Origin of the sequence: Nocardia jinanensis, assembly GCF_014645735.1 — a bacterium.
Classification (GTDB): Bacteria; Actinomycetota; Actinomycetes; order Mycobacteriales; family Mycobacteriaceae; genus Nocardia; species Nocardia jinanensis.
Genome location: NZ_BMMH01000011.1, coordinates 117541 through 143410 on the forward strand (window position 1 = coordinate 117541; position 25870 = coordinate 143410).

A 25870-nucleotide genomic window follows, 5' to 3' on the forward strand; every position below is an offset into this window, starting at 1 on the left:
GGCGGTCCGATGTGGTCTTCCCTCGGTGACCGGCCCCCGAGAACGCGATTTGAAGCTGGTGATCATCGAGAACCCCGGGTACGGCGGCAATCTCGATCACCTCAGGGTGGAGGTCGATTCGTCTGAGCAGGTGCACGCGGAGATCGCGCGGTTGTCCGCTGCCGGGTGGGTTGTTCACCGAGGAGCAGATGGCGACGACGTGTTGTTTCGCCACGCAGGACAAGGTGTGGGTGACCGGGCCGAGCTCCGAGCGGTGGGAGGTCTACGCCGTGCTCGCCCATTCCGAGTCCTTCGGCACAACTCCGGAGTTCGCCGCGATGAACGATGGGGAGGCGGTGCAGGCATGCTGCGGCACCGATGGCTGCGGGGATTCCGAGACCGTATGCTGCCCGTGCTTCCCCGGGGCCCTGGAAACTCGACGATTCCGCCGGCGGCAATCTCACGATTGTGCGCCGGATCCGCGACGATATCGAGCACCGCGTCCGCGGACTCCTTACCGAACTCGACATCGCGCCGACGCAATAGCGGCTCAGCGGTGGCCGTCAACCTCATGAATCGCTGCCCAGAGGCCTCCCGACGGCATCCCGCACCGCACACCGGACGCGATAGCCCTCGATTACCGGACGCCGCGCACTCACCTCGAAGATGCCGAGCACATAATCGCCCGGCGGAACCGGCCCCGCCACGATACGAGTGGTCCTGCGCAGGCAGGCCGGAACGGGCTGCGCGGTCGGAGCAGTTGATGGCCCTCATACGCGCACTCCCTCGTCCCCGCCCGGCGACAGAGCGAGGTGGGGCCAATCGGCGAGGTCGGTGAACAGCTGCCGATCGTGCGTGGCCACGATGACGGCGGCCGGCGTCGCCGCCAGCGCGGCGGTGAGTTCGTCGACCAGCGAGACCGAGAGATGGTTGGTGGGTTCGTCGAGGATGAGCACCTGCGGCCGGGCGGCGAGCCGCAGCGCGAGATGCAGTCTGCGCTGCTGCCCCTGCGACAGTTTCCCCACCGGGGTGTGCCGCGAGCGTCGCTCCAGCAGGCCGGTCGCCGCGAGCGGTACCGGTTCGAATAGGTGGTGCGGTTCGAGGCCGCCGAGATGACGGTCGTAGAGCTCCTGGGCGGTGGGTTCAGGGTCCCACGCCGGTACTTCCTGGCCGACGAGGGCGACCCGGGCGGCAGTGCGCCGGCCCACGGTGCCGGTGGACGGTTCGAGTTCACCGGTGAGTACCGCCAGCAGCGTGGACTTGCCCGCACCGTTCGGGCCGGTGAGCAGTAACCGGCCGCCCCCTTCCAGGGCGAGAGAGACAGGGGAGTGCAACCGGCCCGCGACGGTGACCTCGTCGCAGTGCAGAAGCGGTGTACCAGGGCGGGCCGTGAGGTCCGGGAAGCGCAATCGCAAGGGTGGTTCGGGCACAGTCACGGTATGGGCCGCGAGTTCGGAGCGGCGGCGGTTCAGCGCTCGAACCAGACCCGGGGCCCGGGACTGCCGCTGGTGCTTACCGGTGCCCTTCTCGGGCCGCCAGCCGGTGCTGAGCTGGTCCCGGGCCACCGCCACAGCTTCTTTCAGGCGCGCCTTTTCGGCCAGCTGGTCCTCGTACTCGCTCTCCCACCGGGCGCGTGCCCGCAGCCGCCCCTCCTGCCACCCGGTGTAGCCCCCGGCGAACAGTTGCGGGCGACCGTCCTGGCTCGGGTCCAAATCGAGGAACTCGTCTGCGATATCGCGCAGCAGCGCGCGGTCGTGGCTGACGACGGCGAGCCCACCGGAGTGTGCGCGCAGGCGTTCGGTGAGAAAGTCCAACCCCTTGCGATCGAGGTGATTGGTCGGCTCGTCCAGCAGCAGTATGTCCTGGGCGGCGCCGAGTAGACACGCCAGGCGAACCCGATACCGCTGTCCGACGGACAGCGTCGCCAGCGGGCGTCCGCGGTCGGTACACGCACCCAGCGCCTCCAGCGCGATATCGACCCGGCGTTCGGCGTCCCAGGCATCGAGCCGTGTGGCGGCGTCCAATGCCGTCGTATAGGCGTCGTCGGCTCCCGTCGCTCCGTCCGCGAGCGCGACGGTAGCGGTATCGAGCTCCCGCAAGGCCCGCTGGGCCGGTTCGATGGTCTCGGCGACCAGTTCACCGACGGTCTCGCCCGCTCGGAAAGGTATGGCCTGCTGAGCGATACCGATCGTGCCGACCCGCCCGACGGTACCGCTGTCGGGGCGCAGCAGCCCGGCCAGTACGTGCAGCAGAGTGGTCTTACCGCGCCCGTTCTCGCCGACCACGGCCAGGCGCGAGCGGTGGGATACCGTGACGGAGATATCCGTCAGAACCGGTCGGGACCCGAGGGTCAGGTGCAGCGAGCTCGCCCGGATATGCGCGTGCACACCGGCGGGCAGCGAGTCGGACGAAAAGTTTCGGTGTGAAGGTTCGGATATGAACAGGCCGGATCGGCCCGTATGGGAAATGGACACTGGTTCTCCGCGGCTCGAGGATGGAGCCGGGACAGCACGTGATACCGCCCGGCACGAATGCTCGGATGGCGGCTGGGAAGGATCGTCGGGATTCCGGTCGCCGCCTCAGCGGCGCGACCAGGGCTTCATCGACACAGTGCCTACGGACATGTTCGCCACGGTAGCCGACGGACGGGAGGCACTGCCACCGAATTCTGTGTGGCGTCGACCGCACAGGCAGTAGCGCCGCGCGTCAAGGAATCGTTCCACGATGACACGACTTCTCGGTTCGTCCGGAACGGTTCGCTTCGCAGTCGGTGCGGAAGGGCCCCACCGGCTTCGCCGAGGTGATGCCCTCCGGTGGTGAGGCCGAGACGGCCTGGATACCGTCCAGGCCGGGCATCACCTACCGATGGTCGCGCTGCCGGGTTCGATCAGTGGATATCGCACGTCCCGCATCTGCGCGGACACTTCGAGGAATCGTTCGTTCTCCACGTTCGTGCCGATGGTGACCCGCAGATGATGCGGTGTTCCCACATCGCGGATCAGCACCTTGCCGTCGAGGTATCGCGCCCAAGCCCGGGGCGCGTCGATGAATCTGCCGAACAGCAAGAAGTTTCCCGAACTGCCGATAACCTCGAAACCCATTTCGCGCAGGCTTGTCCGGACGCGTTCGCGCTCACGCACTATCGCCGCGATATTGCCGAGGATCTCCTCGGAATGCGCCAGCGCGGCCCGCGCGGCCGCTTGGGCGATTGTCGACAGGTGGTAGGGCAACCGCACCAGCCGCACGGCGTCGATGACGACCGGTGCCGCGACGAGGTAACCCACCCGCCCGCCCGCGAAGCCGAATGCCTTGCTCAAGGTCCTGGTCACCACCAGTTTCGTCGGGAACCGGTCGATCCGGATTTGGCAAGACTTATGGCGGGCCTGAGTCTTTATGGCGCGCACTGAGCCGCGCCGGCTCCATATCTGTACGTGGCGCCGCGTGCCGGGGGATCAGTGGTCCTTTCCAGTTGGACGGTCGCAACAGTCGCAGGCTTCGGCGGTCGGAGCGGGGCAGCACATGTCGCCCTTCCACGCGTCGACACCTTCCTTCGCCGCGACCCCGGCGATGACGAGCCCGGCGATCGGGTCGGCCCACGTCCAGCCGAACAGGCTGTTGAGCAGCAGCCCGCCCAGCAGCACCGCCGAAAGGTAGGTGCACAACAGTGTCTGCTTCGAATCGGCCACCGCGGAAGCGGATCCGAGTTCGCGTCCGGCGCGGCGTTGTGCGGCCGAGAGCGCCGGCATGATCACCAGGCTCGCCGCCGCCAGCCCGATCCCTATCGCCGAGTGCTGCGCTTCGCCGAGCCCGAACAGCGCGCGGGCCGAGTCGACGGTGACATACAGCGCAAGGGCGAAGAAGGAGAACGCGATGATCCGCAGCGCGATCTCCTCCCGCGCTTCGGGATCGCGGCCGGCGAACTGCCAGGCGACCGCCGCTGCCGACGCCACTTCGATCACCGAGTCCAGGCCGAACCCGATCAGCGCGGTCGAGGAGACGCGGGCACCTTCGGTGAGCGCGACGAACGCCTCGAACACGTTGTAGGTGATCGTCGCGGCAACGAACCAGCGGATTCAACGCGCCAGCAGTGCTTTCCGATCCGGATCCGGTCCGACGGTCATCGTGGACGGAAGCGAGGGCAGGCCGAGCGAGGTCATCAGCAGCAGCCTTCGGCGGTGGAATCCGGGCAGCATGCCGGATCCACCGCCAGCACCAGACCCAGCAGATCACCCAGTGCCGCGGCGATCCGGGCATCGGCGAGTTCGTAACGGCTGCGCCGGCCCTCGGGCACCGCGACCACCAGCCCACAACCGCGCAGGCAGGCGAGGTGATTGGACAGGATCTGGCGGGTCACCCCGATCTGCTCGGCCAGTTCCGAGGGATATCCCGGTGCCTGCCGCAAGCTCAACAGGATCCGGGTACGTGTCGGATCGGACAGGGCGTGGCCGAATCGGGCGAGTGCGTCGGTGTGAACCGCGGTCTCCATACGCCAGACGATACATCGTAATCTGTATTCAGAAAATAATGAACCTTCAAGTCTCTGCCGACTCCGCCGGCTACCGCCGACGGTGTTCTACAGCCAGCCGTTGCGGCGGAACAACACGACCAATCCGGTGCAGGTCAGTACCATCACCGCCAGTACGGTGGGGTAGCCCCACACCTGCTTCAGTTCGGGCATGTGCTCGAAGTTCATGCCGTAGATTCCGGCGATCATGGTGGGAACGGCGGCGAGCGCGACCAGCGCGGAGATCTTGCGCATATCGGTGTTCTGCCGCACCGCGATACGGGCGAGGGTTGCGCTGATCAGCGCGGACAGCGCGTCGTCGAAGTCGTGGACGCGTTCGGCGGCGCTGGTGTGATGGTCGGTGACGTCGCGCAGGTAGCGGCGGACCTCTTTGCTGAGGCCGGATTCCGGCCGGGTGAGCAGCTGTAGTGGCAGACCCAGCGGTATCACCGAGCGGCGCAGCTCCACGATTTCGCGTTTGAGCTGATAGATCGATTCGATGGTCAGCCGGGAATTGGGGGTGAACACCTCCTGTTCCATCTCCTCGACATCGGTCTCGATCTCCTGCACGACGTCGAGGTAGGTGTCGACGACATGGTCGGCGACGGCATGCAGCACCGCACCGGGTCCCAGTCGCAGGCGTTCGGTGTCGGCTTCCAGTTCCGCGCGGACCGCGCGCAGACCGGAGTGCTCGCCGTGGCGGACCGCGACCACGAAATCGGCGCCGAGGAAGATCAATATCTGTCCGGTCAGCACGATCTCGCTGACACTGTGCATATCGTGCTCGACGTAGGCCACGGTCCGCAGCACGAACATCAGGGTGTCGTCGTAGCGTTCCAGCTTCGGGCGCTGATTCCCGGCCACCGCGTCCTCCACGGCCAGCCGGTGCAGTCCGAATACCTCGGCGACCTCTCCCATCTGGTGGATATCGGGTTCGTGCAGACCCAGCCACACGAACCCGCCCGCACCCTCCTCCCCACGGACCCGCGCGAGGGCCTCGGCGAGACCGAACCGGCCGGGAAGCCGTTCGCCGTCGCAGTAGATGCCGCAGTCCACCACTGCCCGGGCCACCGGCACCGGTATCCGCTTCAACGACACCCTCGACCCACCGACGTCGCGATCCGATCCACTCAACACCCTGCGAGCCTAGAAGCTCTGCGGTCCGGTGATCCGGACGGAGCCGGGTTCTGTCCTCATTCGCGCCGCGAGGGTCGTCGGCGGCGCTGGGGCCGGGGGAGCCGTCCACCCACTCTCTTCGGCCCAGCCGAACCGCTGATCCGCGCGTTCGACACCCGAACCTCGCCCGATGTATCCGCGGCGGCGAGAATCGAGGTATGAACGATTCGTCCGAGCGGCCCTCCTTCACCTACTCCGAGGTCGCCGCTACCCGTGGCGAGCTGCCCGCCGGCTACCAGCACCTTCGGTTGCGCCGCGAGATCGGCCGGGGCGCCGACGAATTCCACCGGCTGGGCGAGGCGGTGCTCGGCTACCGGATACAGCGTGGCCTGCGCATTCTCCGGGAAGCGCAGACCCCGGTGGCCGAGCCGGGTGCCGACGTGACGGTCCGGCTCGGCGTCGGCCGGTTCGGCCTGCGCGCGCCGTGCCGGGTCGTGTACGTCCTGCGCGAGCCGGACCGCATCGGTTTCGCCTACGGCACCCTGCCGGGGCATCCGGAGAGCGGGGAAGAACTGTTCGCCGTCGAATACGACCGGGACACCGGCACCGTGTACGGCGTGGTCACCGCGTTCTCCCGCCCCGCGAGCTGGTACACCCGCCTCGGCGGGCCGCTGGCCGTCCTGGCGCAGCGGGTGGCCGCGGCGGCCTACCTGATGGTGCTGCGCCGGACCCCACAGGAGCGATGAGACCCGGTACCGAGTATCCGGCCGTACCGCTGTTCGGAGGTCGCGTAGCCGCCGGCGCGCGGTGAGCCGGGATCTCGATCAAGCGGAGGTATGGACGGTGCGCCGCACCTGTACCTCGCCGGGGGCGAAGGCGTGTCCGGCCAGATTGAAACTCCAGGACACGGTGGGCGTGATCCGCATATACGGGGCGGGCCCGAACCGGCCGACCCGCTGGACCAGTTCGGCAGTCCCGTAGACGCGCAGATATCGCGGTGTCCACGGGTCCGTGGACACGAGATCGTCGATCACGACGGCGACCTTTGTACTGCCGCGTTCGACATTGCGGTACTTCCTGGTCCGCGCCGGATCGTGGCCACCGATGTAGATGTAGGTACCGTCGAACTCGTAGCCCACCGGTGCCACGTCGGGCTGTCCGTCCGCTCCCACGGTCGCCACTCGCGCGAGCGGCTGGGAGCGCAGATAGGTGACCTCTTCCTCGGTGAACGACATCGAGAGCCTCCTTGTGACAGATCCGGAGATCCCGTGCTGATCGGTCCCGCACGGCGATCGTCGACGACGCGATTATTTCGCGGGAACGCGTCCGGGCCCGGCCGCGACGCACCCGGGAAACTCGGGGCGGATCAGGAGAGACCGAACCGGACGCCGGTGAGTTCCTCGGAGACCTCCCAGAGCCGCTGTGCCGCGGCCACATCGCTGGCCTGGGCCGATCGGCCCACGAGTGTCGGATAGCCGTGCATCTCCCCGCGACCGTCGGGCCCGACGTAACTAGCACCCGGTAGATCTTGCGTCGCCGCGAACAGCGTGGTCAGCGCGGCCTTTTCCGGGGTCTGCGCGAGGTAGCGCCCGGCCAGGTGCACGATGCCGACCAGGAATTTGTTGCGGTTCGCGGTGCCGAGTTCGGTGGCCGCGTAACCGGGATGGGCGGCCGTCGACCGCACCGCCGACCCGGCTCGGCGGAGCCGCCGTTCGAGTTCGAGGGTGAACAACAGGTTCGCGAGTTTCGATCGGCCGTAGGCCTTCACCGCGCCGTAGCCGCTCTTCGCGAAGTCGAGATCGTCGAAATCGATGGTCCCCGCCCGGTGGGCGCCGGAGGCCAGGTTCACGACGCGATCGGTGATATAGGGCAGCAGCCGATTGGTGAGCGCGAAATGGCCGAGATGATTGGTGCCGAACTGCGTTTCGAAGCCGTCCTTCGTGCGGCCCTGCGGCACCATCGCGACCCCGGCGTTGTTCACCAGGATCGAGATCTCGCCCGCCCACGCCTCGGCGAATTCGCGGATCGATTCCTGGTCGGCGAGATCGAGGCGCCGGACTTCGTTACTGCCGCCGATCCGGCGGGCCGCTTCGTTTCCGCGGTCGATATCGCGGACCGCGAGCACCACATGCGCGCCGGCCCGGGCCAGCAGTGTGGCGGTGCCGAATCCGACGCCGCTGTTGGCGCCGGTGACCACCACGGTGCGGCTGTCGAAGGCGGGCAGATCGGCCGCGGTCCAGTGCGAAGTACTCATGCCCAGACGGTAGCGTGGGGGCTCGCGCCGGGCGCGGACACGCCGGAAATAATGCGGTGCCTGCGGTTACGCCGCTGAGACGCGCCACCCCGGCGGCGAATAAATGACCGGAAGCGCCGAACACCGCGGGTCCGGACGCGTAGCGTGAAGGTGGTCTTCCGGGGTCGGCCACGCGCGGCGCGAACCCCGGATCCGGCATTCCGCTCGATCCTGGTCGAGCGCTCGGCCAGGTGGTACCGGCAGTTCCGTTCGATCCGCTGTCACTCCGAAAGGGTCGTTGATGCATCGTTCACGCAGGACCGTTTCCACCACGGCGTTGTCGATGGGTGCGCTGGCTGTGGCGCTCGTGGTCACCGCACCCGCCGCACCCGCCGCGATCACCGAATTCGAAGTGGCGCCGGGAAGCGGTACGGGTAGCTCCCCGGCGCCCTACGGCACGCATTGCACCTACACCGCGACCGCCACCGCGGAGCCGGGTGAGTACGTCAGTTTCTACGACAGCCAGAAAGGTTCGTTCGATCCGCCCGGCGCGATCCTCGTCGGTGCTTCCGGCACGGTGACCGCGGAATGGACCCCGCAGACTTCCGGGACGCACGACCTGCACGCCGTGAATATCGGTAGCGAACAGTCTCTTCAGGTGGAGGTCGGCTCCGGCCTGAACCTCGGCTCCGCCTGCCCGGTCCTGTGACCGGCGGCGTAACCGCCGTATCCGGCGGTGATATCTCGGATTCCGGATCGAAAGGCAGACACAGACCTGTCGCGTGAATCGCGGCAGCCGGCGGAAGGGGTGTGTGTATGGGGGATTTACGTCGCGCACGGCGTTCGGGTGGCGCGGGCGCCGCGATCGAACGGATCGGCGCGCTACTCGACGGGGGATCGCTGCGCAACGAACTCGTGGTCGCGGCTCTGGTCCTGTCCTCGATCACTGTCGTGCTGGGCCTGACCTCGGATGGTTTCGGATGGAAGGCCGGATACTGCCTGGCCGGGATTCTCGGCGTCACAGCGTCGTTCGTGGTGCTGCGCAGGGACCGGCCGCGGCAGCAGTGGGCGGCACTGATCGGTATCGCCGTGCTCAATGTGCTCCTGCTGGTGGTGTACGGGAGGATGTCCGGGAGTCTCTGAACCGAGCACGACAGCGGCCGGCCGGGTGCCCGATTCCGAAGGGCTTCCGGCCGGTCGCTCGGGTGAGGCCGGCAGCGTGAACACCCGGCCGGGTGGTCGTTCCATTTCACTGTTCGATCGGCCCGCCGCCGGTCCGGAGCGCAGGGAACAGCGAGTAGACCGGACTCCGTTACGAACTGTGCGCGGTCGCGGGCCGCACCAGGTGTTCGGTCAGGAAAGCGATCTGGTCGGCGACGATCTGCTCGACCACGGGCGGGTGGTACACAGTGAAATGGTCGGCGTCGTAGCGCTTCAGTACGGCTCGGGGCGCGGTGGCGGCCACCCGTCCGGCGATGGCGGGATCGATCAGGTTCTCCCGTTCGCAGGCGCAGACCAGTAGCGGGCAGCGCACCCGCGATGCGGCCGATGCCGCGTTGTAGAACAACATGCCGAGTCCGGAGGCCGCCGTGATCCGATTGTCGAAGCGGTACCCCGGCGGCGTCACCGACTGCCATCCCTCGAGCGCGCCCGGTTGTGTCACGAAGGCACGGTCGCCGGGTTTTCCGACCAGCGGTACATAGCGCCGGGGCAGTCCCAGCGCGGCGCGGACCAGATCGGAGGCGATCGGCGGGGTGAACCGGAGCAGATGCCCCACCCCGGCCCGGGAGACGATCGCACGTCCACTGAAAACCGGGCATTGGACGACGGCAGCGCGCAGGTCGCGGTGACGGGCGGCGGCGGCCAGGACGTGGCTGGCACCGAAGGAAGTGCCCCACAGCGCGATCCGGCCGGGATCCAGTTCGGGACGTGACCGAGCGAAGGCCAGTGCCGCGTCGACATCCTCGGCGTAGCGGCGCTGATCGACCAGTTGCCGCGGCTCGCCGCCGGATTCGCCGAGGTGGCGGAAGTCGAAGGCCACCACGGCCAGCCCCGCTCGCGCGAACCAGTTCTCGTATTGCCCGAGCATCATCTCGTGGGTGGCGCCGCCGCCGTGGACGAGGACGACGGTGGGGTGTGGCCCGGCGCCCTCGGGCAGCGTCAGCCAGGCCGCGCAGTGGTCGCGGCCGGAGGGGAAAGTCGTGCGGATCGTCATGAGACCTCGATTTAGGTACGTTGTACGTGAACGAGGTCAGTTAATCACGTACGTTGTACTTGAACAAGGAGGGTTATGCCGGCGCCCAGGAAATTCAGTCGGGAACAGCTACAGGTGGCCGCATTGGCACTGGTCGACGAACAGGGGCTCGCCGGCCTGACCATGCGCAATCTCGCCGCCGAACTCGGTACCGGCGCGATGACGATCTACAACTATGTGGACGGCCGAGAAGGACTCGAGGAGTTGGTGACCGAAGCCGTTATGGGTGAAACCCGCTGGATCGAAACCGCCGGAGACTGGCCGGCGCAGGTCCTGGCCATCGCGGAGGGGATGTGGCGGGCCGTCCGCGCGCATCCGCACGCCATCCCGCTGATCCTGACTCGGCGCAGCTCCGATATCTCGACCCTCGTACCGGCCGAGGCGTTGCTGGAGGCGCTGGCCCGTTCCGGTCGATCGGGTGTCGACCTGCTGGTGGCCTTCCGGGCGGTCTCCGGGTTCGTCACCGGCTTCGCCCAGGCCGAACTCACCAGCCCGTTCGCCGCCCGGGCCGGTGAGGACCGGGCCGCTGTCGCCGCCCGCGTCACCGAACTGCCGGCGGACCGGTTCCCGAAACTGATCGAGATCGCCACGGCCGCCGCCGGCGGCGATCCGGAAGCCGAATTCCGGGACGGGCTGGGGATCGTGCTGGCGGGACTGTGCGCCCGGGGATTGTTCGGTGGCGGCCCGCAGTAACCGCCACGGGCCGGGTCACGGCGTCGCTTGGATGCGCCAGCGCTGGTAGGGGCCGCCGCGCGGGGTCATCTTCAGGGCCCGGCCGCCGGGCAGGTAGGTGAGCACCGATTTGGGGTAGCCCTCCTCGAAGAGGTAGCCGTCCTCGATATGCCACTTCACCGCGAGACCGGACCCGGCGGTCACGAGGCGCGCGTTGATTCCGCCCTGCGAGGGGACGCTGCCGTAGGACAGGGCGAAGTATCCGCGAGTGTCCTGCGCGACGCCGTTGACGAGGTTGTTTCGCACACCGGAATAGGTGTTCGCGCCACTGGAATCGAACAACCATCGCTGCCGGATCGAGCTGTCGCAAGCGAGCATCGCGAGGCCGGGGTCGGTGATCACGCTGGCCCGGTCGCTGTGCCGGGTGTATTCCCGCTGCTGCCAGGTGCCGTCGTATTCGTAGTACCGGCCGGGTTCACTGGTCAGGCACAACCGGGTCTCCTCGTTGCGGAGGGCGAACATCCCACCGGGAAACCCGTTGGCGATCACTGGCACCGGGCTTCGCCGCGGCGGCTCACCGCCGGCCAACTCGATATCGGGCGCCGTCGCGGAATGGGTCGCGACGAGAAGGCCGGCGATCAGGGCGACGAGTGGCAGCGAACCGCCGCAGACTCTTCGAATTTTCATGCGCGAAAGCTATCAATGCTTCATCGGTAGGCGTCGATGGCGCGCGGAACCCACAAGGGAGGAGCTGTGCGGAGGCGCTCGATCCGTGATCCCTCGCCCGCTCAGGGGGTCTGGATGGCGGTGAAGGTCATCCGGTCTCCGCGGTAGAGCGAGCGGCGATGTTCGATCGGGACGCCCCCGGGATCGTTGGAGACCCGTTTGAGCAGGAACATCGGGGTGCGGGTATCGACCGTCAGCAGGGCGGCCTCACGGGCGTGGGGCAGGGTGGTCTCGATACTGTCGACCGCCCGCGCGAAAACTATTCCCCGATCGGCGATCTCGGCATACAGGGATTGTGTGTAGTCGAAGGATTCGAGCAGCCCGGGATAGCGGTGGGCGGGCAGGCAGGAAGGCCGGGTGGCCAGGGCGCCCGCAGCAGCGCGACGGCGGTGCTGACGAGTTCGCGACCCGGGATGTCGAGGGACTGTGCGGGGGCGGCCTCCCGCTCCCACGTGGCGAGGGCCGCGATCACGTACCGCGACATCAAGGCCACGCGCCGCGTCCGCGACTCGGTGGGCAGCTGGGTCAGCATCGCGGCGATCTCGGTGAACAGGCCGTGCGGGACCAGCACCGATTCGGTGTGCGGCTGCGCGGCGCGGGGTCCGGGAGACTCCGGTCACCTGCTGAGGTGGCCCCGCCATCCGTGTGCTGGGTCGGTATGGCCCTAGGGTGCCGCGATGTCGGTACGCGTTTCGGCGTGACGTTGCTGGGCTCGGAGGACCTCGGGCATGCGGTCCTCCAGGAAGGTGATGAGTTCGAGCAGCCGCGGGGCCGTATCGCTGCCCAGGCCGGTGAGGCTGTACTCGACGTGGGGCGGGATCGCGCGGCGTACCTCACGGTGGACGAAGCCGTCCCGCTCCAATTGCTGCAGTGTCTGGGCGAGCATCTTCTCGCTCACTCCGTCGATGCGGCGGCGCAGGTCGCCGAACCGCACCGGACCTGCGGCGAGGCCCACCAGGACGAGGGCTCCCCAGCGTCCGGTGAGGTGTTCGAGCACTGGGCGCGACGGGCAGGCGCGAGCGAAGACATCGAACGGCAACTCCGCGGTCGCGGTTTCCGTGGGGCAGGGGTCCGCTACGTCCATACCGCAATAGTAACCACAGGTGAGCACTTACTAAAAGTTTGCACTGTGGTTTTTGCCGTGTACTTTGGTCGTCGGACGCACTGCGTGTCCGAAACAGCCCGAGAAGGAGTTCGCCCATGCTCGTCGTCACCGGCGCCACCGGACAGTTCGGCCGTCTCGCGGTAGAGGCCCTGCTCCGGCGGGGCGTACCTGCCGAGCGGCTCGCGGTGGCCGTCCGCGATACGGACTCCGCCGGCGATCTGGCCGACCGTGGTATCACGGTCCGGGCGGCGGACTACGACCGGCCCGAGACACTCGCCCCGGCCTTCGCCGACGCGGAGAAACTGCTGTTCGTCTCCGCGAACGGTCCCGAGGATCTCCGCATCGTCCAGCACGCCGCCGTGGTCGAGGCCGCGGCGCGGACCGGTGTCGGGCTGGTCGCCTACACATCGGTCGTCGGGGCCGATACCAACCCGCTGGGTCTGGCCCGTGTCCATCGCGATACCGAGGCTCGGCTCGCCGCCGCGGGGCTGCCCACCGTGCTGTTGCGCAACGGCTGGTACACCGAGAACTACACGGCCACTCTCGCCGAGTCGGTTCGGCGCGGGCGCTCGTCGGCGCCGCGGGAAAGGGCGGGATCGCATCGGCGACCCGGGCCGATCTGGCCGACGCCGCCGCTGCCGTCCTCACCTCCGGTGACGATCAGGCGGGCAAGGTCTACGAACTGACCGGCGACGTGGCCTGGACCCTGGACGACCTCGCCGCCGAAGCGGCCGCGGTATCCGGTGAGCCGATCGCCTACACCGATCTCCCCGCGGCGCAGTTCGCCGAGATCCTCACCGGCGCGGGGCTGCCCGATTTCCTTGTCGCCCTGCTCGTGGACTCCGAGGTGCAGATCTCCGCGGGTGCGCTCGCCACCGTCACCTCCGATCTGACCCGGTTGCTGGGCCGGCCCGCTACACCGCTGCGCGACGCTGTCGTCGCCGCGCTCGGATAACCAACCCCGCTGTCACCGGTCCGTTTCGGCATCACACAGAAGGATCACGCCTTGGCCGTCCGACGCCTCAATCACGCCGTTCTCTACATCCGGGATCTCGACCGCGCCGTCGACTTCTACACCGCCACCCTCCAGTTCGACATCGCCCACCTGATCCCCGGCCGGGCCGCGTTCCTGCGGGCGCCGGATACCGAAAACGACCACGATCTGGGACTGTTCCCGCTAGGTGACCAGGCCCCGAGCCCGCCACCCGGCAGTACCGGCCTCTACCACCTTGCCTGGGAGGTCGGCACCCTCGGAGAATTGGCCGAGGCCGGACGCCGGCTGCGGTCGAGGGACGCGCTGGTCGGCGCCTCGGACCATCTCGTATCGAAATCCTTCTACGCGAAAGACCCGGACGGTAACGAGTTCGAAGTGATGTGGCGCGTCCCCCGCACAGACTGGCCCGGGACCGAAGACCTGCGGCCCCGCCAACTGGACCTCGACGCGGCCCTCACGCGCTGGGGCGCGGATCTGGAAACGGGAGCGGCGGCCGGTTCGCCGACCTGACACCCGCTCCCGCAGGCGGATTCAGGACGGCGGCCGGTGCCGGGCGGGCCCGCTGCCGCACGACTGGACGAGGCGCCACCGGCGTTGTTCCGCCGACGCGAGCGGATCAGCGGCGCTGGACCCGTGGTGCGGGAGCGGCCACCGGCCCCTCCGCACGGAGGTAGGTTTCCAGCGCGTCGAGATCGGTGGGGCCCACCGTCGTATCGGTCCCCCGGGCGAACACCGTGAAGCCGTCCCCGCCGGATGCCAGGAAGTTGTTGGTACTCACCCGGTACACCGCGACCTCGTTCAACGGCTGCCCACCGATCCGCACCGAATCCTCGACCACCTTGTCGCCCGGCGCCGCCGAATCGTCGTAGGCGTAGGAGATGCCGGCGACCGAGAGGACCGCGGGTTTGCTCTCGTTGTCCCACTGCTGTTCCAGCAGTTCCAGGATCTGGTGGCCGGTGAGGGACAGCGTGACGACCTGGTTGCCGAAAGGCTGGGTCTCGTAGATGGCACCGTAGGTGATCGGGCCCGGGTCGATATCGGCGCGGACACCGCCCGGGTTCATGAAGGCCGCCACCGCCCGCGCCGATTCGCCGGTGACGTCGAGCATCGCATCGGCGATCACCGCACCCAGCGGGGATTCGCCCGTGGCACTGCCGCGCGCCAGCGGTGCCGTGGCGGTGCCGACCACCCGTTCGGCGCGCGGTGCGGCCTGCGCGGCGTAGAAGTCGATCGCAGCGGTGACCGTCGCGTCCGGTTCCACGTCACGGGTGACCACCCGGTTCACCGCCTCCGCGCTGACCTTTCCATCGCGGAAGCGCAAGGTCACATCCGTGATCAGGCGACCGTAGGAGGCTGCCTGGGTCACTACCTTGCCGTCATATTCGCAGACGTAGGGCTGGTGGCTGTGCGCGGTGAACAGCACCTGGACGGCGGGGTCGGTGCGGGCGGCGAGATCGGGAACGCCGGGACTGATATCGGCACAGCCGTTGTAGTCGGTCGTCTTCGCCGGCGTCCCCTGGGTGCCGCCGTCGTGCACCAGCGCGACCACGGTTTCCGCGCCCGCCTGTTTCATGGCGGGGACGTACTTGTTGATCGCCTCGGCCTGATCACCGAACGAGTAGCCGCGGATCCCCTCCGGGAAAACGAGGTTCACGGTATCGGGCGTGACCGTCCCCACCACACCGATCTTGTGTCCCCCGACCTCCAGCATGGTCCAGGCCCGAACCTCCGGCGGCAGTTCACCGCCCGCGTTCGTGAGATTGGCGGCCAGGAAATCGAATTCCGCGCCCGTGAACGGTGCGCCGGGCGAGCAACCGTCGATCGCACAGCCGCCCTTACCGAGCCGAGTCAATTCCGATACTCCGTGGTCGAGTTCGTGATTGCCCACCGCCGACGCCGCTACCCCGACCCTGTTCAGGAACGCGACAGTCGGTTCGTCGTGGAACAACGACGACACCAGCGGGCTCGCACCGATATTGTCCCCGGCCGAGAGCACCGCGCTGTCCGGATACGCCGCGCGCAACCGATCGAGATGAGCCGACAGGTAAGCCGCTCCACCTGCCGGGTACTCGCCGACCAGCCCGTTGCTCGCCTCCGGCGCTTCGAGATGGCCGTGCAGATCGTTGAACCCGAACAGATGCACCTCACCGGGTTCGGCCGCGGGCAGATCGCCGGTGGAGACCAGCGGAATCACGCCGGGCGGCGCCGGAGCGGGATCCTCGGACCCGGTGCACCCGGCCAGCAGGACAAGACTCAGCCCGGCAGCGCAACCGGCCGCGGCCCGACGCAGAACACTCATACCGCCCGACTCTGACACCCCCGGGCGGACACCGGGCGACGCCACGGTGAATTCTGCTGCCACCTGTGCTTCTCCAGAAACTTTCACCACACCGATGAATTTCTCCGGCCCGCGTCGTCGCCATGTACGGGGCGGCGGTCCGTAAATCCGAGATACTGGACCGTCGCCCCCTGTACGGCGCACGGTGCGGGGAGACGCCGCGTTCCGGTTGCGGCCTCGGGCCGGTTGTGGCTCCATGAGCTGGCGCTGTCGATCGATTGCGCGGGTTTGCCGTCCAGCGCCCGTCTGCGCGGGTAGCGGACACCAAGGAGTTCGACCATGACAATCGGGTACGTCTGGAACACGGTCTACGGATGGGCCGACACCGGTTCGGAGAGTCTGTTCCCCTCCGATGCGACCACCGGACTCCAGCCGATAGGTCACCATCTCGCCCACCCCGATACCAAGCGCCGGTTCCACGAGCTGGTGGCCGTTTCGGGTCTGCTCGACCGGCTGCAACCGGTCCGCGCGGTTCCGGCGACCGAGGAGGACATCCTCCGGGTCCACACCGCCGAACATCTGGCCCGGATCGAGGAGGAGAGCCTCCAGCCGAAGGGCGGCGACGCCGGTGACGGTTGTTCGCCGTTCGGGCGCGGCGGATACGAGATCGCGGCGCTGTCCGCGGGTGGTGCGATCCAGCTGGTCGAACAGGTCGTCTCCCGGACGGTCGATACCGGGTACGCGCTGGTCAATCCGCCGGGCCATCATGCCTATCGCGCGAGCGGTATGGGTTTCTGCATTTTCAACAATATTTCGATAGCCGCCGCGTACGCCAAGGAAGTCCTCGGGGTGGAGCGAGTGGCCGTGGTGGACTGGGATGTCCACCACGGCAACGGTACGCAGGAGATCTGGTACAGCGACCCGTCGGTGCTGACCATCTCCCTGCACCAGCACCTGTGTTTCCCGCCGAACTCCGGCTATCTGGAGGAGCGGGGTACCGGAGCGGGGGAGGGTTATTCGATCAATATCCCGCTTCCGCCCGCCAGCGGTGACGCCGCCTATGTGCACGCCATGGACGAGGTCGTGCTTCCGGCGTTGCGCGAGTTCCGGCCCGAGCTGATCCTGGTGGCCTCCGGTTTCGATGCCAGCATGATGGATCCGCTGGCTCGTCAGATGGTCACCAGCGCCGGGTTCGCGCAGCTGACCCGCCGGGTGCTGGATGTGGCGGCCGAACTCTGCGAGGGCCGTATCGCTTTCGTGCAGGAGGGGGGGTACAGCCCGCACTATGTTCCGTTCTGCGGACTCGCGGTGCTGCGCGAAATGCTGGGGGACGCTTTCGAACCCGATCCGTACACCCCGATCGTCTCGTCGCAGGGCGGTGATGTGCTGCTGGCTCATGAGGCGGAGGCCATCCGGGCGGCGATTCCCGGCTCGCTCCGGGCACCGGCCGAGGCGCGCTGATCGAGACAGCCGGGTAATGCGGGGCACCCTGCATCGCCGGACTCGGTGGAGCCGGCTACGAGGGAGCAACGCTGTACGAGATGCCGGGCGCGGTGGGCGATGTTGCACTATTGTGCTCGCAGTATCTCGAAAATTGTTCCCTTCCTGGGGATCTCAGTAAGGAGTTGGTTGATGACTTCCGTCCGGCAAGTCGTGGAGGACTACTACGAACACATCGACTCCGGCCGGCTGGCCGACGCTGTGCAATTGATGACCCAGGACGTGAAGCTGACCTTCGCCAATGCCGAACCTGTGACCGGCCGGGAGGCGGCGAGCGCGTCCATCCAGTTCGTACTCGACCAGTGCACGAAGATCAGGCACAGTATCTTCCACTGGATCGAGCCGCAGCCGGCGACGGACGGTACGACGGAGGTCACCTTCGAGATCCGCATCCACTACTGGCTGAACAGCGGTAAGGAACTCGATATCCCCGGTGCGGTGTACGCGAGCTTCGATTCCGATAACCAGTGCACCGAACAGCGCCTCTACGGCGATCTCACGGCGGTGTTCGCCTGATCCCACCGCACGCGGTGCGCTGATACATCGATGGCTCGGACCGATCGGTCCGAGCCATCGATGTATCAGCGCCGATTACTTTCCGGCCGACCAGGCAGTAGAGACGGCGGGCTTCCTCATGGAGGGTCGACCGCGCGCCTGGAAGTTCCTCGGCGGCGCCCCCGGCGCTCGGATCGCGTCGGGAGTCGCGGGATCCGACCCAGACACCGGGACCCCTTTTTGGCTCTATGCCACCAGCTGTCCGTGATCGGGCAGCTGCCCGGTCGGTTCGTCGGCTGGACCCGGTCGCGCCGTGGTTCGAATCTTCGAGGCCGACACCGGAATCCGACGCCGCGCAGCGGGTATCAGGAGATTGCTAATAGATTGCCAGCGTTGGCATATCGAATTAAGAGGATTTCCTTGCGGGAAAACTGGTCGCTTGCTATGTTGCCTGGGTCACCGTCGGACATCATGGCCGGTGACCGTCCTCCCGGCTGTGAGCCGACTCTGTGAGGGCGACTCAACCCACTCTAGGAGTTTCATTATGGGTTCGCTCACCGATCTGATCACCGCGCTGATCCCGGCACTCGGTTCGGCCGTCGCCGGCGATGGCCTCCTGGAACTCTTCCTCGGTTCCATTCAGGGAAGCGTTGCCTGATTCGGCGACCGGAAAACCCACATTCACCGAAATTCCTTACGGAAATTCGATAATTCAGCAGTATAAGGAGTAGGACATGGGATCTCTCATGGAAATTCTGGGCTTGGGCACGGCCAGCGCTGGAGGTGTCGGCACGACTATCATCAACGCGCTGGTCACCCTGAGCGGAGGTACCCCTGCCCCGGGCAAATAGATCGACGGTCAGATGTGGGGTCCACCCGGTGACGACGGGGTGGGCCCCGCGCTCGATAGCCAGGCCTAGGAATCCATGATCTCCCCCTCTCGAAGCGCGCCGTTCGCGGTGTATCTGGTCGCGTTGCTGTTCGTTCTCGCGCCCGGTGCGGCGCCACGTGCCGCGGCCGCGCCCGCAGCGCATATCGTCTCGCTCGAGCCCGGTAGCGGGCGAACGGTCGAGGTCAGGGTGCATTCTCCGGCCATGCGGCGGGATATCGCCCTCCAGGTCCTGCGGCCCGCCGATACCGATACCCCTGCACCGACGCTGTACCTGCTCAATGGCGCCGGTGGTGGCGAGGACGCCGCCACCTGGTCGGCGCAGACCGATATTTCGGACTTCTTCGCCGATAAGCACGTCAATGTCGTGATCCCCCAGGAGGGGGCCTTCAGTTACTACACCGACTGGCAGCGAGAAGACCCCGGCCTGGCCGAGAAACTGGACAACAACGGCCGGAACATGTGGGCGACCTTCCTGACCGAAGAACTACCGCCCGTCCTCGATGCCACTTTCGGCGCCACCGGCCGGAACGCGATCGCGGGTATCTCGATGGCCGCGACCTCGGTTCTCGACCTCACCATCCGCGCGCCTCACCTCTACCATGCGGCGGCCGCCTACAGCGGATGCGCCATGACCAGCGACCTGTTGGGGCAGGCATTCGTGACACTGGTGGTGAGCCTGGGCGGCGGAGACGCCGAGAACATGTGGGGTCCGAGCGGCGGCCCCGGTTGGCGCGAGCACGACCCCTATCTGCAGGCGGACCGGCTGCCGGATATCCCGATGTACATCACCAGCGGCACCGGACTGGCCGGACGATACGACTCGGCCGGCGATCCGCGCCTCGACGGTGACCAGCGAATGTTGTGGAACCAGCTACTGATCGGCGGGGGAATAGAGGCCGCCGCCGACTACTGCACCCGGGCACTTCAGCGCCGCACCCAGGAACTCGGCCGGACCGATATCGTCTACGATCTCCGCCCGTCCGGCACGCACTCCTGGGGGTACTGGCAAGACGATCTGCACCGGTCCTGGCCGCTGCTGGCCGGTGCGCTGCGTCCCTGAAACCGGACCGCGGCTGCGGGTATCCCTGGGCCCGGCCGGTATCGGCCGGGCCCGCGGCGTGTCATCCGATCGCGGTCACCAACGCGCGCAACGATTCCCGGAGCAACTCCCGGTAGTGATCGGGATCCGGCATCATCGCCGGATCCACGGTGACAGTAAGGACGATCTCCTCGCCCTGTGAGCTGATCAGGTGCCGTAATCCGTCACCATCGAATATCGGCAGGATACCGAACGCCCGCAGCAGCGGCGCGCCACGGAATGTCAGGTCGGCCCCCAGCCGTGGAACATTGCTGATCGTGGTGTTGCTCAGCGGAACCGAGGTCAGGTCGGTGAACGAACGATGCGCGCGCGCCCAACCCGCCGATCGCAGCAGCCAGGCCGGCGCGGTATCGACCCGCTCGGCGTGCCGGAGCACCGCCGGATCGCTGTGTCGATCGCGCTCCCGGCGTACCGATTCCCGGATCGCCGACAATCTCGCGCGCGGATCGTGCTGGTCGGTGTGCAGGTCGACAGTCATCTGGCAGAGTTGGTTCGCCGAATTCCACTGGGCGATACCGCGCACCGACATCGGCACCATGGCGGCGAGCGCGCCCGAGGGCGTCTCGTCCTTTTCGGCGAGGTAGGTGGCCAGCGCACCCGACACCACCGTCAGCATCACGTCGTTCACCGTGACGTGTCCGGCGCACCGCGCACGCAGCGCCGTCACCTCGGACAACGGCAGGAATATCTGCTCGATCACCGGGGTGGAACCGATCGTTCGGTTGAAGCGGGTCGCGGGTCGCGCGGGTAGCGGTTCGCGCAGCAGCCCGGCCTCGATCCGGGAACGAGCTGCGGCGTTCGCGGCCCGGGTACGCGACAGCCCCCATACGAAACGGCCGGTGCGGTAGGGAAACAGCATCGCGGCACGTAACGCTGCCGCGGATGCCGACCAGCGGCCTTCCGTCGATGCGGCCGGTGCTTCCTGGCCACCGAAGAGATCCAGTTCGAGTTCCCGGGTCGCGACGCCGTCGCCGGCGCTGTGGTGGAATTTCAGCGCGATCACCGTCGCATCCCCGGGTATGTCCGGAACGGCGTGCACCCGGTCGAACACCTGGATCTGCCAAGGTGGCCGGGTGAGGTCCAGCGGGACCGTGACCAGCTCCGCGAGCCGGGATCGTACGGTATCCCAGTCGGCTCCCGATGGTCCGAGCACCACATGCTCGGCGATCTCGAGCGCCGGATCGGGGACCCAGTACGGCAGGTCCAGGTCCAGCGGGACTCGCTGTAGTCGCCGCTGGAACAGGGGTGCGAAGCCCAACCGCGCACGAGCCCAGCGCAACACCGCGGCGGTATCCGCCGGCTCGGACCCGGCGGCATCGAAAACATAGACCGCGACGATATTGGACGGATGCCGCTCGGTTTCGTCGTAGACGAACACCGCGTCACGCGGCGCCAATTGTGCTCTGGTGACAATGTTTTTCGCCCGGTTCGTGGCGAGAATGCTGTTCTTCCGATAAATCATCGTATTTCCTGCCGGGCCGATATCCAACGCGAAGAATTGCCTGGTCGAGACGGGCTGTTCGACCGATCCTATCTTCACGGCGGGCGGCACCGAAAGGAATCCACATGCGCAGCACCGCGGAAATGTCCGAACCGCGTGGATTTTCGATAACGTGCAGTTCGGCGTGCCTCGGAATTCCTGCTGTCTCGGACGGTCTGCCGGGATATGTATTCAGGTAAACCGCCGTACTCCCGATTTCACCGCCCACCCCGCGGGTGCATTCTTCGCTCATCGGATAGCCGTGCTCGCTCCGGTGCCGGTCGTTACGCGGTGGGGCCGCGATGTTCGAACAACCTTGAAACATAGCTGAATCGAATCAATCCGATGACATAGCTGAATATTTGCTGCAATAGCCGGGCGCGCTACTTGACTGTGCACCTCGGCCTGCATCCGGTGCACGTCGAACAGCAGTGGTGCGGAACAACCCTTGCCGAGCGATACACGAAGTCCGACTGGGACACCCAGCACGTAGCGCAGCGGCCCGGCAGCGACCTCTCCGGCCCTGCCCTGTGCGGTAGGTCCGGACGCCGATGGCTCGAACCATAGGTCCCAGCCATCGGCATTCGGGACAGGGCTCACTTCGGTGCGGTGAGGTCGTAGAGCGTGACCCCGTCCACCTCCTTCGCGATGAAGCCGTCGGTTACCCACTGGGATATCGCCGAGGTCGCGCCCTGTCGGCCGCCGGGTCCGGATCCACCGATGAAGTAGTGGATCTGTCCGGCAGCGACATACTGCTGGAACTGCTCCAGAGTGGGCGAGGGGTCACTGCCGTTGAATCCGCCGATCGGCATGATCGGAAGCTCGGTGGCCAGCTGATATCCGGCCGCTCCGTTGGAGGAGATGGTGGCCGCGGCCCAGGTGTAGTCACCGGCGTCGTCCTTCAACAACGCCACCAGGGCGTCGCTGGGGCTGGTCGCGTTCAGGAACCCGCCCCCGGGTCCGCCCCGGCGATTGCCGTCCTGGCCGCCGTCGGTTCCGGCTCCACCATCGGCCCGGGTTGTTCCGCCGTCCGTCGTTGCGGGCCCACCATCCGGCATCCCACCGTCAATACTCGGCATTCCGCCCGGACCGCCGGCCGTGCCCTGCGTCCCGCCGGGCCCGCCGTTCGTACCCGGCATTCCGCCCGGCCCGCCGTTGGCCCCGGCCATGAATCCGCCCGGTATTTCGCCACCCATACCGGGCGGGCGCATACCGCCGAACATCCCGGTGTTCGGTCCGGCAGTCGGGATCGCCCCGGCGTGCCCGGTGTTCAGGGTGTCCACCGTGTAGGCGATCGGCCCGGCCAGACCCACCGCTGCGGCGAGCAGAGCCGCGGCCGCGGCGGCGCGGCCGGGTAATGGAACCAGGAGGGCGAGGCCGGCGACGATACCGCCGACCAGAACCGTCCACCGCAGCCACGGTAGGAAATCCGCACTGCGCGAGAGCAGCATCCATGCGGTCGCGGTGGTGAGCCCGACCGCGAGCGCGGCCGCCACCCGGACCCACCAGCGGGACCGGTTGCGCCAGCACAGCACCGCGCCGATACCCACCAGTGCGGCGCTCGCAGGAGCCAGCGCCACCGTGTAGTACTGGTGGAAGATTCCGGCCATGAAACTGAACACCAGGCCGGTGACCAGCAGCCAGCCACCCCACAGCAGTATCTGGGCCCGGGGGCCGTCGGTGCGTGGCGCACGACCGCGTAGCAGCAGCCCCGCGGCCAGCGCGACCAGCGCGGCGGGGATCAGCCAGGCGATCTGCCCGCCCTGCATATGGTCGAACATCCGGGTGATACCGGTCTGCCCCCACATACCGTTGCCGCCGGGCGGCAGTTCACCGCCGGGGCCGACACTTCCGGTCTCGTTACCGTTCAACCGGCCGAGCCCGTTGTAGCCGAGGGTCAGTTCGATGATCGAATTGTTCTGCGAGCCACCGATATAGGGTCGCGAATCGGTCGGCCACAGCTCCACAGCCAGCAGCCACCAGCCGGCGGCCACCACCATGGCGGCCCCGGCCGCGAACAGCTGCGCGATCCGTCTACCCAGCTTCGGCGGTCCGGCGAACAGATACACCAGCGCGAGCACGGGCACCACCAGCATCACCTGCAACTGTTTGGCCAGGAAGCCGAACCCGATGAAGGTCCCGGTGAGTACCAGCCAGCGCCAGCGCCCGTCGTCGAGCGCCCGCATCATCGCCCACACCGCCGCGACCATCAACAGCACCAGCAGCGCGTCCGGGTTGTTGAACCGGAACATCAGCGCGAACACCGGGGTCACCGCCATCGCGAACCCGGCGATCAGCCCCGCCGACGGGCCGAACGGACGCCGGACGGTCACCCGGACCAGCGCCACCGCGGCCACGCCCAGCAGCACCTGGGGGACCAGAATGCTCCAGCTGTTCAAGCCGAACAGCCGCACCGACAATTCCATGAGCCACAACGACGCGGGCGCCTTGTCCACGGTGATGGAGTTCGCGGCATCGGAGGAACCGAAGAAGAATGCCTTCCACGACACCGAACCCGCTTGGATGGCAGCGGAGTAGAAGGAATTGGCCCAGCCGTTGGCACCGAGGTTGTACAGGTAGGAGAGGCCGGTGGCCAGCAGCAGCACCGCCAGCGCGGGGTACTCCCAGCGATTCGCACGAGCGGGTTCGGGACCGGTCGCGGTAGCCGGCGGCACCACGGCCCCGGACGGAGTCGCGGTAACGGTCATCGGGTGGCCTGCTCGGTGACCCGGGCGGTGCGTCCGCTGTCACGGAACACCCAGCGCAAGCCCACGAACCGCATGAGGGTGGCGATCAGATTCGCGACGACCAGCACGAACAACTCCAAGTGCACCGGGGCGCCGGGCGCCCAGTGGTGCAGGGAGAACAGCGAACCGCTGGTCACCAGCAGTCCGAATCCGAAGATCAGCAGCCCCTGGAACTGATGCGACACCATCCCGCTGTGCCCGCGCACCCCGAAGGTGAAGGCGCGGTTGGCGGCGGTATTGCCGACCGCGGTGATCAACAGCGCCGCGAAATTCGCGACCTGTGCCCCGGCCATCGGCTGCAACAGCAGATAGAGCAGCACATAGGCCAGGGTGGAACCGACGCCGACCAGCGCGAACCGCACCAGCTGACCGATCATGCCGAGCGGCACTCCGGGCACCAGCGGCTCCCGGCCCACGGCCGCGCGCAATTCGGTCAGCGGCAGCGACCCGGTGGCCAGCGCCCGGCCCATCCGCCAGATCCCGCGCAGATCCTTGTACGCGGTATCGATGATGTCGACGCGGCTGTCGGGATCGTCGATCCAGTCCACCGGTACCTCGTGAATCCGCAGACCCGCCCGTTCGGCGATCACCAGCAGTTCGGTGTCGAAGAACCATTCCCCGTCCTCGACCAGCGGCAACAATTCACGCGCGACCTCGGTGCGCATTGCCTTGAAACCGCATTGCGCGTCGGAGAAATGCGCCCGCAGCGATGCTTTGAGCAGCAGGTTGTAGCAGCGGGAGATGAATTCGCGCTTCGGCCCGCGCACCACCCGCGACCCGGCCCCCAGCCGGGTGCCGATGGCCAGATCCGAATGACCCGAGACCAGCGGCGCGACCAGCGGGAGCAGTGCGTTCAGATCGGTGGACAGGTCGACATCCATATAGGCGACCACCTGCGCGTCCGACTCCTGCCACACTGTCCGCAACGCCCGCCCACGACCCTTCGCGTCCAGGTGCACCACCCGGACACCGTCCAGCTCACCGGCGAGCAGTTCGGCCACCGCGAGTGTGGCGTCGATGCTGGCGTTATCGGCGATGGTGATCCGAGCCGGGAACGGGAACCCGCTGTCGAGATAGTCGCGGAGCCGGCGCACACAGACGCCGAGATCGGTTTCTTCGTTGTACACGGGAACGACCACATCCAGCACCGGCGGCGCCGCGGTCTCGTCCCTGAGGTCCGCCGCTGCGGCGAGGGTCACGGTCTCGGTCATATGGACCAGAGTCGGTGCGCGGGCTGGGGCCCGGCTCCAGCGAACCTGGGAGGTAGCTGTGTTTATTTGCGCCGCCTTCGGCGGCGCGGGGCGGGGCCCTGTCAACCCCGGTTCTTCACTCCTTCGCTCAGTCGCTGCGCTCCTTCGCTACGTCGCTCCAGAACCGGGGCGGGCCCCGCCCCTGGAGGTAGACCATCCGGAGTGGACAGAAGGTATGTGTGGGGGTGGGCCTCGAGTGCATGGGGTGGGTTCACGGCACTGTCGGTGCCCGGTGCCCGGTGCCCGGTGCCCGGTGCCCGGTGCTCGGACCAGTGCCCGAAGGACGTCTCCAAGATCGTCGGCGGCGTACTCCTGGAGTTCTCTACAACTAACCGGCAGGGCACGGATTCATCTGCGCACGACGAACCCCATCGAATCTACTTTCGCGACAATGCGTTCGAGGAGCAGGGGCAACCGAGGGACCGGGCTCGCGCGTGGCTGGTCTCGCGATGGCGCTCGAGCTGATCGAAGCCGCCTGACGCTCGCCGCTTCTACACGGATTCGACGATATTTCGTGTGGCGTCGCGATGAGTTCTGCCCTCCGGT

General features: G+C 67.4%; 24 protein-coding genes and 3 pseudogenes. 12 read left to right on the plus strand and 15 right to left on the minus strand.

Features of this window, described 5'->3' with window-relative positions:
* Nucleotides 1-40: 40 nt before the first annotated feature.
* Nucleotides 41-389: pseudogene (locus IEY68_RS36955) on the plus strand (ArsI/CadI family heavy metal resistance metalloenzyme); the annotation flags it as partial.
* Between the two features lie 360 nt (nt 390-749).
* Here the strand turns inward: IEY68_RS36955 and IEY68_RS23805 are convergent.
* The 5 genes and pseudogenes from IEY68_RS23805 to corA form a co-directional block, all read right to left on the minus strand.
* Nucleotides 750-2423, minus strand: a complete 1674-nt coding sequence (locus IEY68_RS23805; RefSeq protein ID WP_411550496.1) for an ABC-F family ATP-binding cassette domain-containing protein — start codon at nt 2421-2423, stop codon at nt 750-752.
* A 411-nt stretch (nt 2424-2834) separates the two neighbouring features.
* Nucleotides 2835-3335 (minus strand): annotated as a pseudogene (locus IEY68_RS23810) (aminotransferase class I/II-fold pyridoxal phosphate-dependent enzyme); the annotation flags it as partial.
* 96 nt (nt 3336-3431) lie between these two features.
* Nucleotides 3432-4052: a cation efflux transmembrane domain-containing protein gene (locus IEY68_RS23815; RefSeq protein ID WP_229718958.1), complete on the minus strand. Its 621-nt coding sequence runs from the start codon at nt 4050-4052 to the stop codon at nt 3432-3434.
* An 83-nt stretch (nt 4053-4135) separates the two neighbouring features.
* Entirely contained in the window at nt 4136-4465 is a 330-nt protein-coding gene (locus tag IEY68_RS23820; protein WP_058855320.1) for an ArsR/SmtB family transcription factor, read from the minus strand.
* 87 nt (nt 4466-4552) lie between these two features.
* Nucleotides 4553-5620: a magnesium/cobalt transporter CorA gene (gene corA, locus IEY68_RS23825; protein ID WP_229718949.1), complete on the minus strand. Its 1068-nt coding sequence runs from the start codon at nt 5618-5620 to the stop codon at nt 4553-4555.
* A 197-nt stretch (nt 5621-5817) separates the two neighbouring features.
* Between corA and IEY68_RS23830 the strand changes: the two genes are divergently transcribed.
* Nucleotides 5818-6345: a DUF1990 domain-containing protein gene (locus IEY68_RS23830; RefSeq protein ID WP_058855318.1), complete on the plus strand. Its 528-nt coding sequence runs from the start codon at nt 5818-5820 to the stop codon at nt 6343-6345.
* Between the two features lie 78 nt (nt 6346-6423).
* On the opposite strand, the gene IEY68_RS23835 is transcribed toward IEY68_RS23830, so the two are convergent.
* Together IEY68_RS23835 and IEY68_RS23840 are read right to left on the minus strand one after the other, a co-directional pair.
* Nucleotides 6424-6834 carry a PPOX class F420-dependent oxidoreductase gene (locus tag IEY68_RS23835; RefSeq protein ID WP_058855317.1) on the minus strand — a complete coding sequence of 137 codons (411 nt, stop codon included), beginning with the start codon at nt 6832-6834 and terminating at the stop codon, nt 6424-6426.
* Nucleotides 6835-6965: 131 nt separating this feature from the next.
* On the minus strand, nt 6966-7859 hold the full coding sequence (locus IEY68_RS23840; protein WP_199804948.1) for an oxidoreductase: 894 nt from the start codon (nt 7857-7859) through the stop codon (nt 6966-6968).
* A gap of 274 nt (nt 7860-8133) precedes the next feature.
* Between IEY68_RS23840 and IEY68_RS23845 the strand changes: the two genes are divergently transcribed.
* Nucleotides 8134-8541, plus strand: a complete 408-nt coding sequence (locus IEY68_RS23845) for a hypothetical protein (RefSeq protein ID WP_156426223.1) — start codon at nt 8134-8136, stop codon at nt 8539-8541.
* Nucleotides 8542-8648: 107 nt separating this feature from the next.
* Nucleotides 8649-8975: a hypothetical protein gene (locus IEY68_RS23850; protein WP_058855314.1), complete on the plus strand. Its 327-nt coding sequence runs from the start codon at nt 8649-8651 to the stop codon at nt 8973-8975.
* Nucleotides 8976-9144: 169 nt separating this feature from the next.
* On the opposite strand, the gene IEY68_RS23855 is transcribed toward IEY68_RS23850, so the two are convergent.
* Nucleotides 9145-10047, minus strand: a complete 903-nt coding sequence (locus IEY68_RS23855) for an alpha/beta hydrolase (RefSeq protein WP_058855313.1) — start codon at nt 10045-10047, stop codon at nt 9145-9147.
* Between the two features lie 75 nt (nt 10048-10122).
* Here IEY68_RS23855 and IEY68_RS23860 point away from each other — a divergent pair, with 75 nt between their 5' ends.
* Nucleotides 10123-10779 carry a TetR/AcrR family transcriptional regulator gene (locus IEY68_RS23860; RefSeq protein WP_058855312.1) on the plus strand — a complete coding sequence of 219 codons (657 nt, stop codon included), beginning with the start codon at nt 10123-10125 and terminating at the stop codon, nt 10777-10779.
* A 15-nt stretch (nt 10780-10794) separates the two neighbouring features.
* On the opposite strand, the gene IEY68_RS23865 is transcribed toward IEY68_RS23860, so the two are convergent.
* The 3 genes from IEY68_RS23865 to IEY68_RS23875 form a co-directional block, all read right to left on the minus strand.
* Complete coding sequence (locus IEY68_RS23865; protein WP_058855311.1) at nt 10795-11445, minus strand: hypothetical protein; 651 nt, start codon at nt 11443-11445, stop codon at nt 10795-10797.
* A gap of 101 nt (nt 11446-11546) precedes the next feature.
* Complete coding sequence (locus IEY68_RS36850; protein ID WP_267886578.1) at nt 11547-12125, minus strand: UTRA domain-containing protein; 579 nt, start codon at nt 12123-12125, stop codon at nt 11547-11549.
* Between the two features lie 23 nt (nt 12126-12148).
* Nucleotides 12149-12568 (minus strand): winged helix-turn-helix transcriptional regulator, encoded by a 420-nt coding sequence (locus tag IEY68_RS23875; protein WP_058855310.1) that lies wholly within the window; start codon nt 12566-12568, stop codon nt 12149-12151.
* Nucleotides 12569-12684: 116 nt separating this feature from the next.
* Here IEY68_RS23875 and IEY68_RS23880 point away from each other — a divergent pair, with 116 nt between their 5' ends.
* From IEY68_RS23880 to IEY68_RS23885, 3 genes are read left to right on the plus strand one after another with little or no spacing between them, the layout of a single operon-like run.
* A complete protein-coding gene (locus tag IEY68_RS23880) occupies nt 12685-13275 on the plus strand; it encodes an NAD(P)H-binding protein (RefSeq protein WP_229718950.1) in 591 nt (196 codons plus the stop codon).
* Nucleotides 13276-13283: 8 nt separating this feature from the next.
* Complete coding sequence (locus IEY68_RS36400; protein ID WP_229718951.1) at nt 13284-13544, plus strand: Rossmann-fold NAD(P)-binding domain-containing protein; 261 nt, start codon at nt 13284-13286, stop codon at nt 13542-13544.
* A gap of 51 nt (nt 13545-13595) precedes the next feature.
* Nucleotides 13596-14093: a VOC family protein gene (locus IEY68_RS23885; protein WP_058855309.1), complete on the plus strand. Its 498-nt coding sequence runs from the start codon at nt 13596-13598 to the stop codon at nt 14091-14093.
* Between the two features lie 106 nt (nt 14094-14199).
* Here IEY68_RS23885 and IEY68_RS23890 read toward each other — a convergent pair whose 3' ends face one another.
* Complete coding sequence (locus IEY68_RS23890; RefSeq protein ID WP_058855358.1) at nt 14200-15882, minus strand: bifunctional metallophosphatase/5'-nucleotidase; 1683 nt, start codon at nt 15880-15882, stop codon at nt 14200-14202.
* 318 nt (nt 15883-16200) lie between these two features.
* Here IEY68_RS23890 and IEY68_RS23895 point away from each other — a divergent pair, with 318 nt between their 5' ends.
* The 3 genes from IEY68_RS23895 (at nt 16201) to IEY68_RS23905 (ending at nt 19808) form a co-directional block, all read left to right on the plus strand.
* Nucleotides 16201-17322, plus strand: a complete 1122-nt coding sequence (locus IEY68_RS23895) for a histone deacetylase-like amidohydrolase (protein WP_058855308.1) — start codon at nt 16201-16203, stop codon at nt 17320-17322.
* Nucleotides 17323-17493: 171 nt separating this feature from the next.
* Nucleotides 17494-17877 carry a nuclear transport factor 2 family protein gene (locus IEY68_RS23900; RefSeq protein ID WP_189094471.1) on the plus strand — a complete coding sequence of 128 codons (384 nt, stop codon included), beginning with the start codon at nt 17494-17496 and terminating at the stop codon, nt 17875-17877.
* Between the two features lie 905 nt (nt 17878-18782).
* Complete coding sequence (locus IEY68_RS23905; protein ID WP_058855306.1) at nt 18783-19808, plus strand: alpha/beta hydrolase; 1026 nt, start codon at nt 18783-18785, stop codon at nt 19806-19808.
* A 61-nt stretch (nt 19809-19869) separates the two neighbouring features.
* Here the strand turns inward: IEY68_RS23905 and IEY68_RS23910 are convergent, their stop codons facing one another.
* The 3 genes from IEY68_RS23910 to IEY68_RS23920 all read right to left on the minus strand — a co-directional run bounded on the left by IEY68_RS23910 (nt 19870) and on the right by IEY68_RS23920 (nt 25285).
* Nucleotides 19870-21309, minus strand: coding sequence for a wax ester/triacylglycerol synthase family O-acyltransferase (locus tag IEY68_RS23910; RefSeq protein ID WP_058855357.1), 1440 nt, complete (start codon nt 21307-21309; stop codon nt 19870-19872).
* 614 nt (nt 21310-21923) lie between these two features.
* A complete protein-coding gene (locus tag IEY68_RS23915; protein ID WP_058855305.1) occupies nt 21924-24035 on the minus strand; it encodes a glycosyltransferase family 39 protein in 2112 nt (703 codons plus the stop codon).
* The gene (locus IEY68_RS23920) at nt 24032-25285 is read right to left on the minus strand and encodes a bifunctional glycosyltransferase family 2/GtrA family protein (protein WP_058855304.1); all 1254 of its coding nucleotides are present in this window, start codon (nt 25283-25285) and stop codon (nt 24032-24034) included. The genes IEY68_RS23915 and IEY68_RS23920 overlap by 4 nt, the downstream gene beginning before the upstream one ends.
* 315 nt (nt 25286-25600) lie before the next feature.
* Here IEY68_RS23920 and IEY68_RS23925 point away from each other — a divergent pair.
* Nucleotides 25601-25800: pseudogene (locus tag IEY68_RS23925) on the plus strand (IS256 family transposase); the annotation flags it as partial.
* Nucleotides 25801-25870 lie beyond the last annotated feature (70 nt).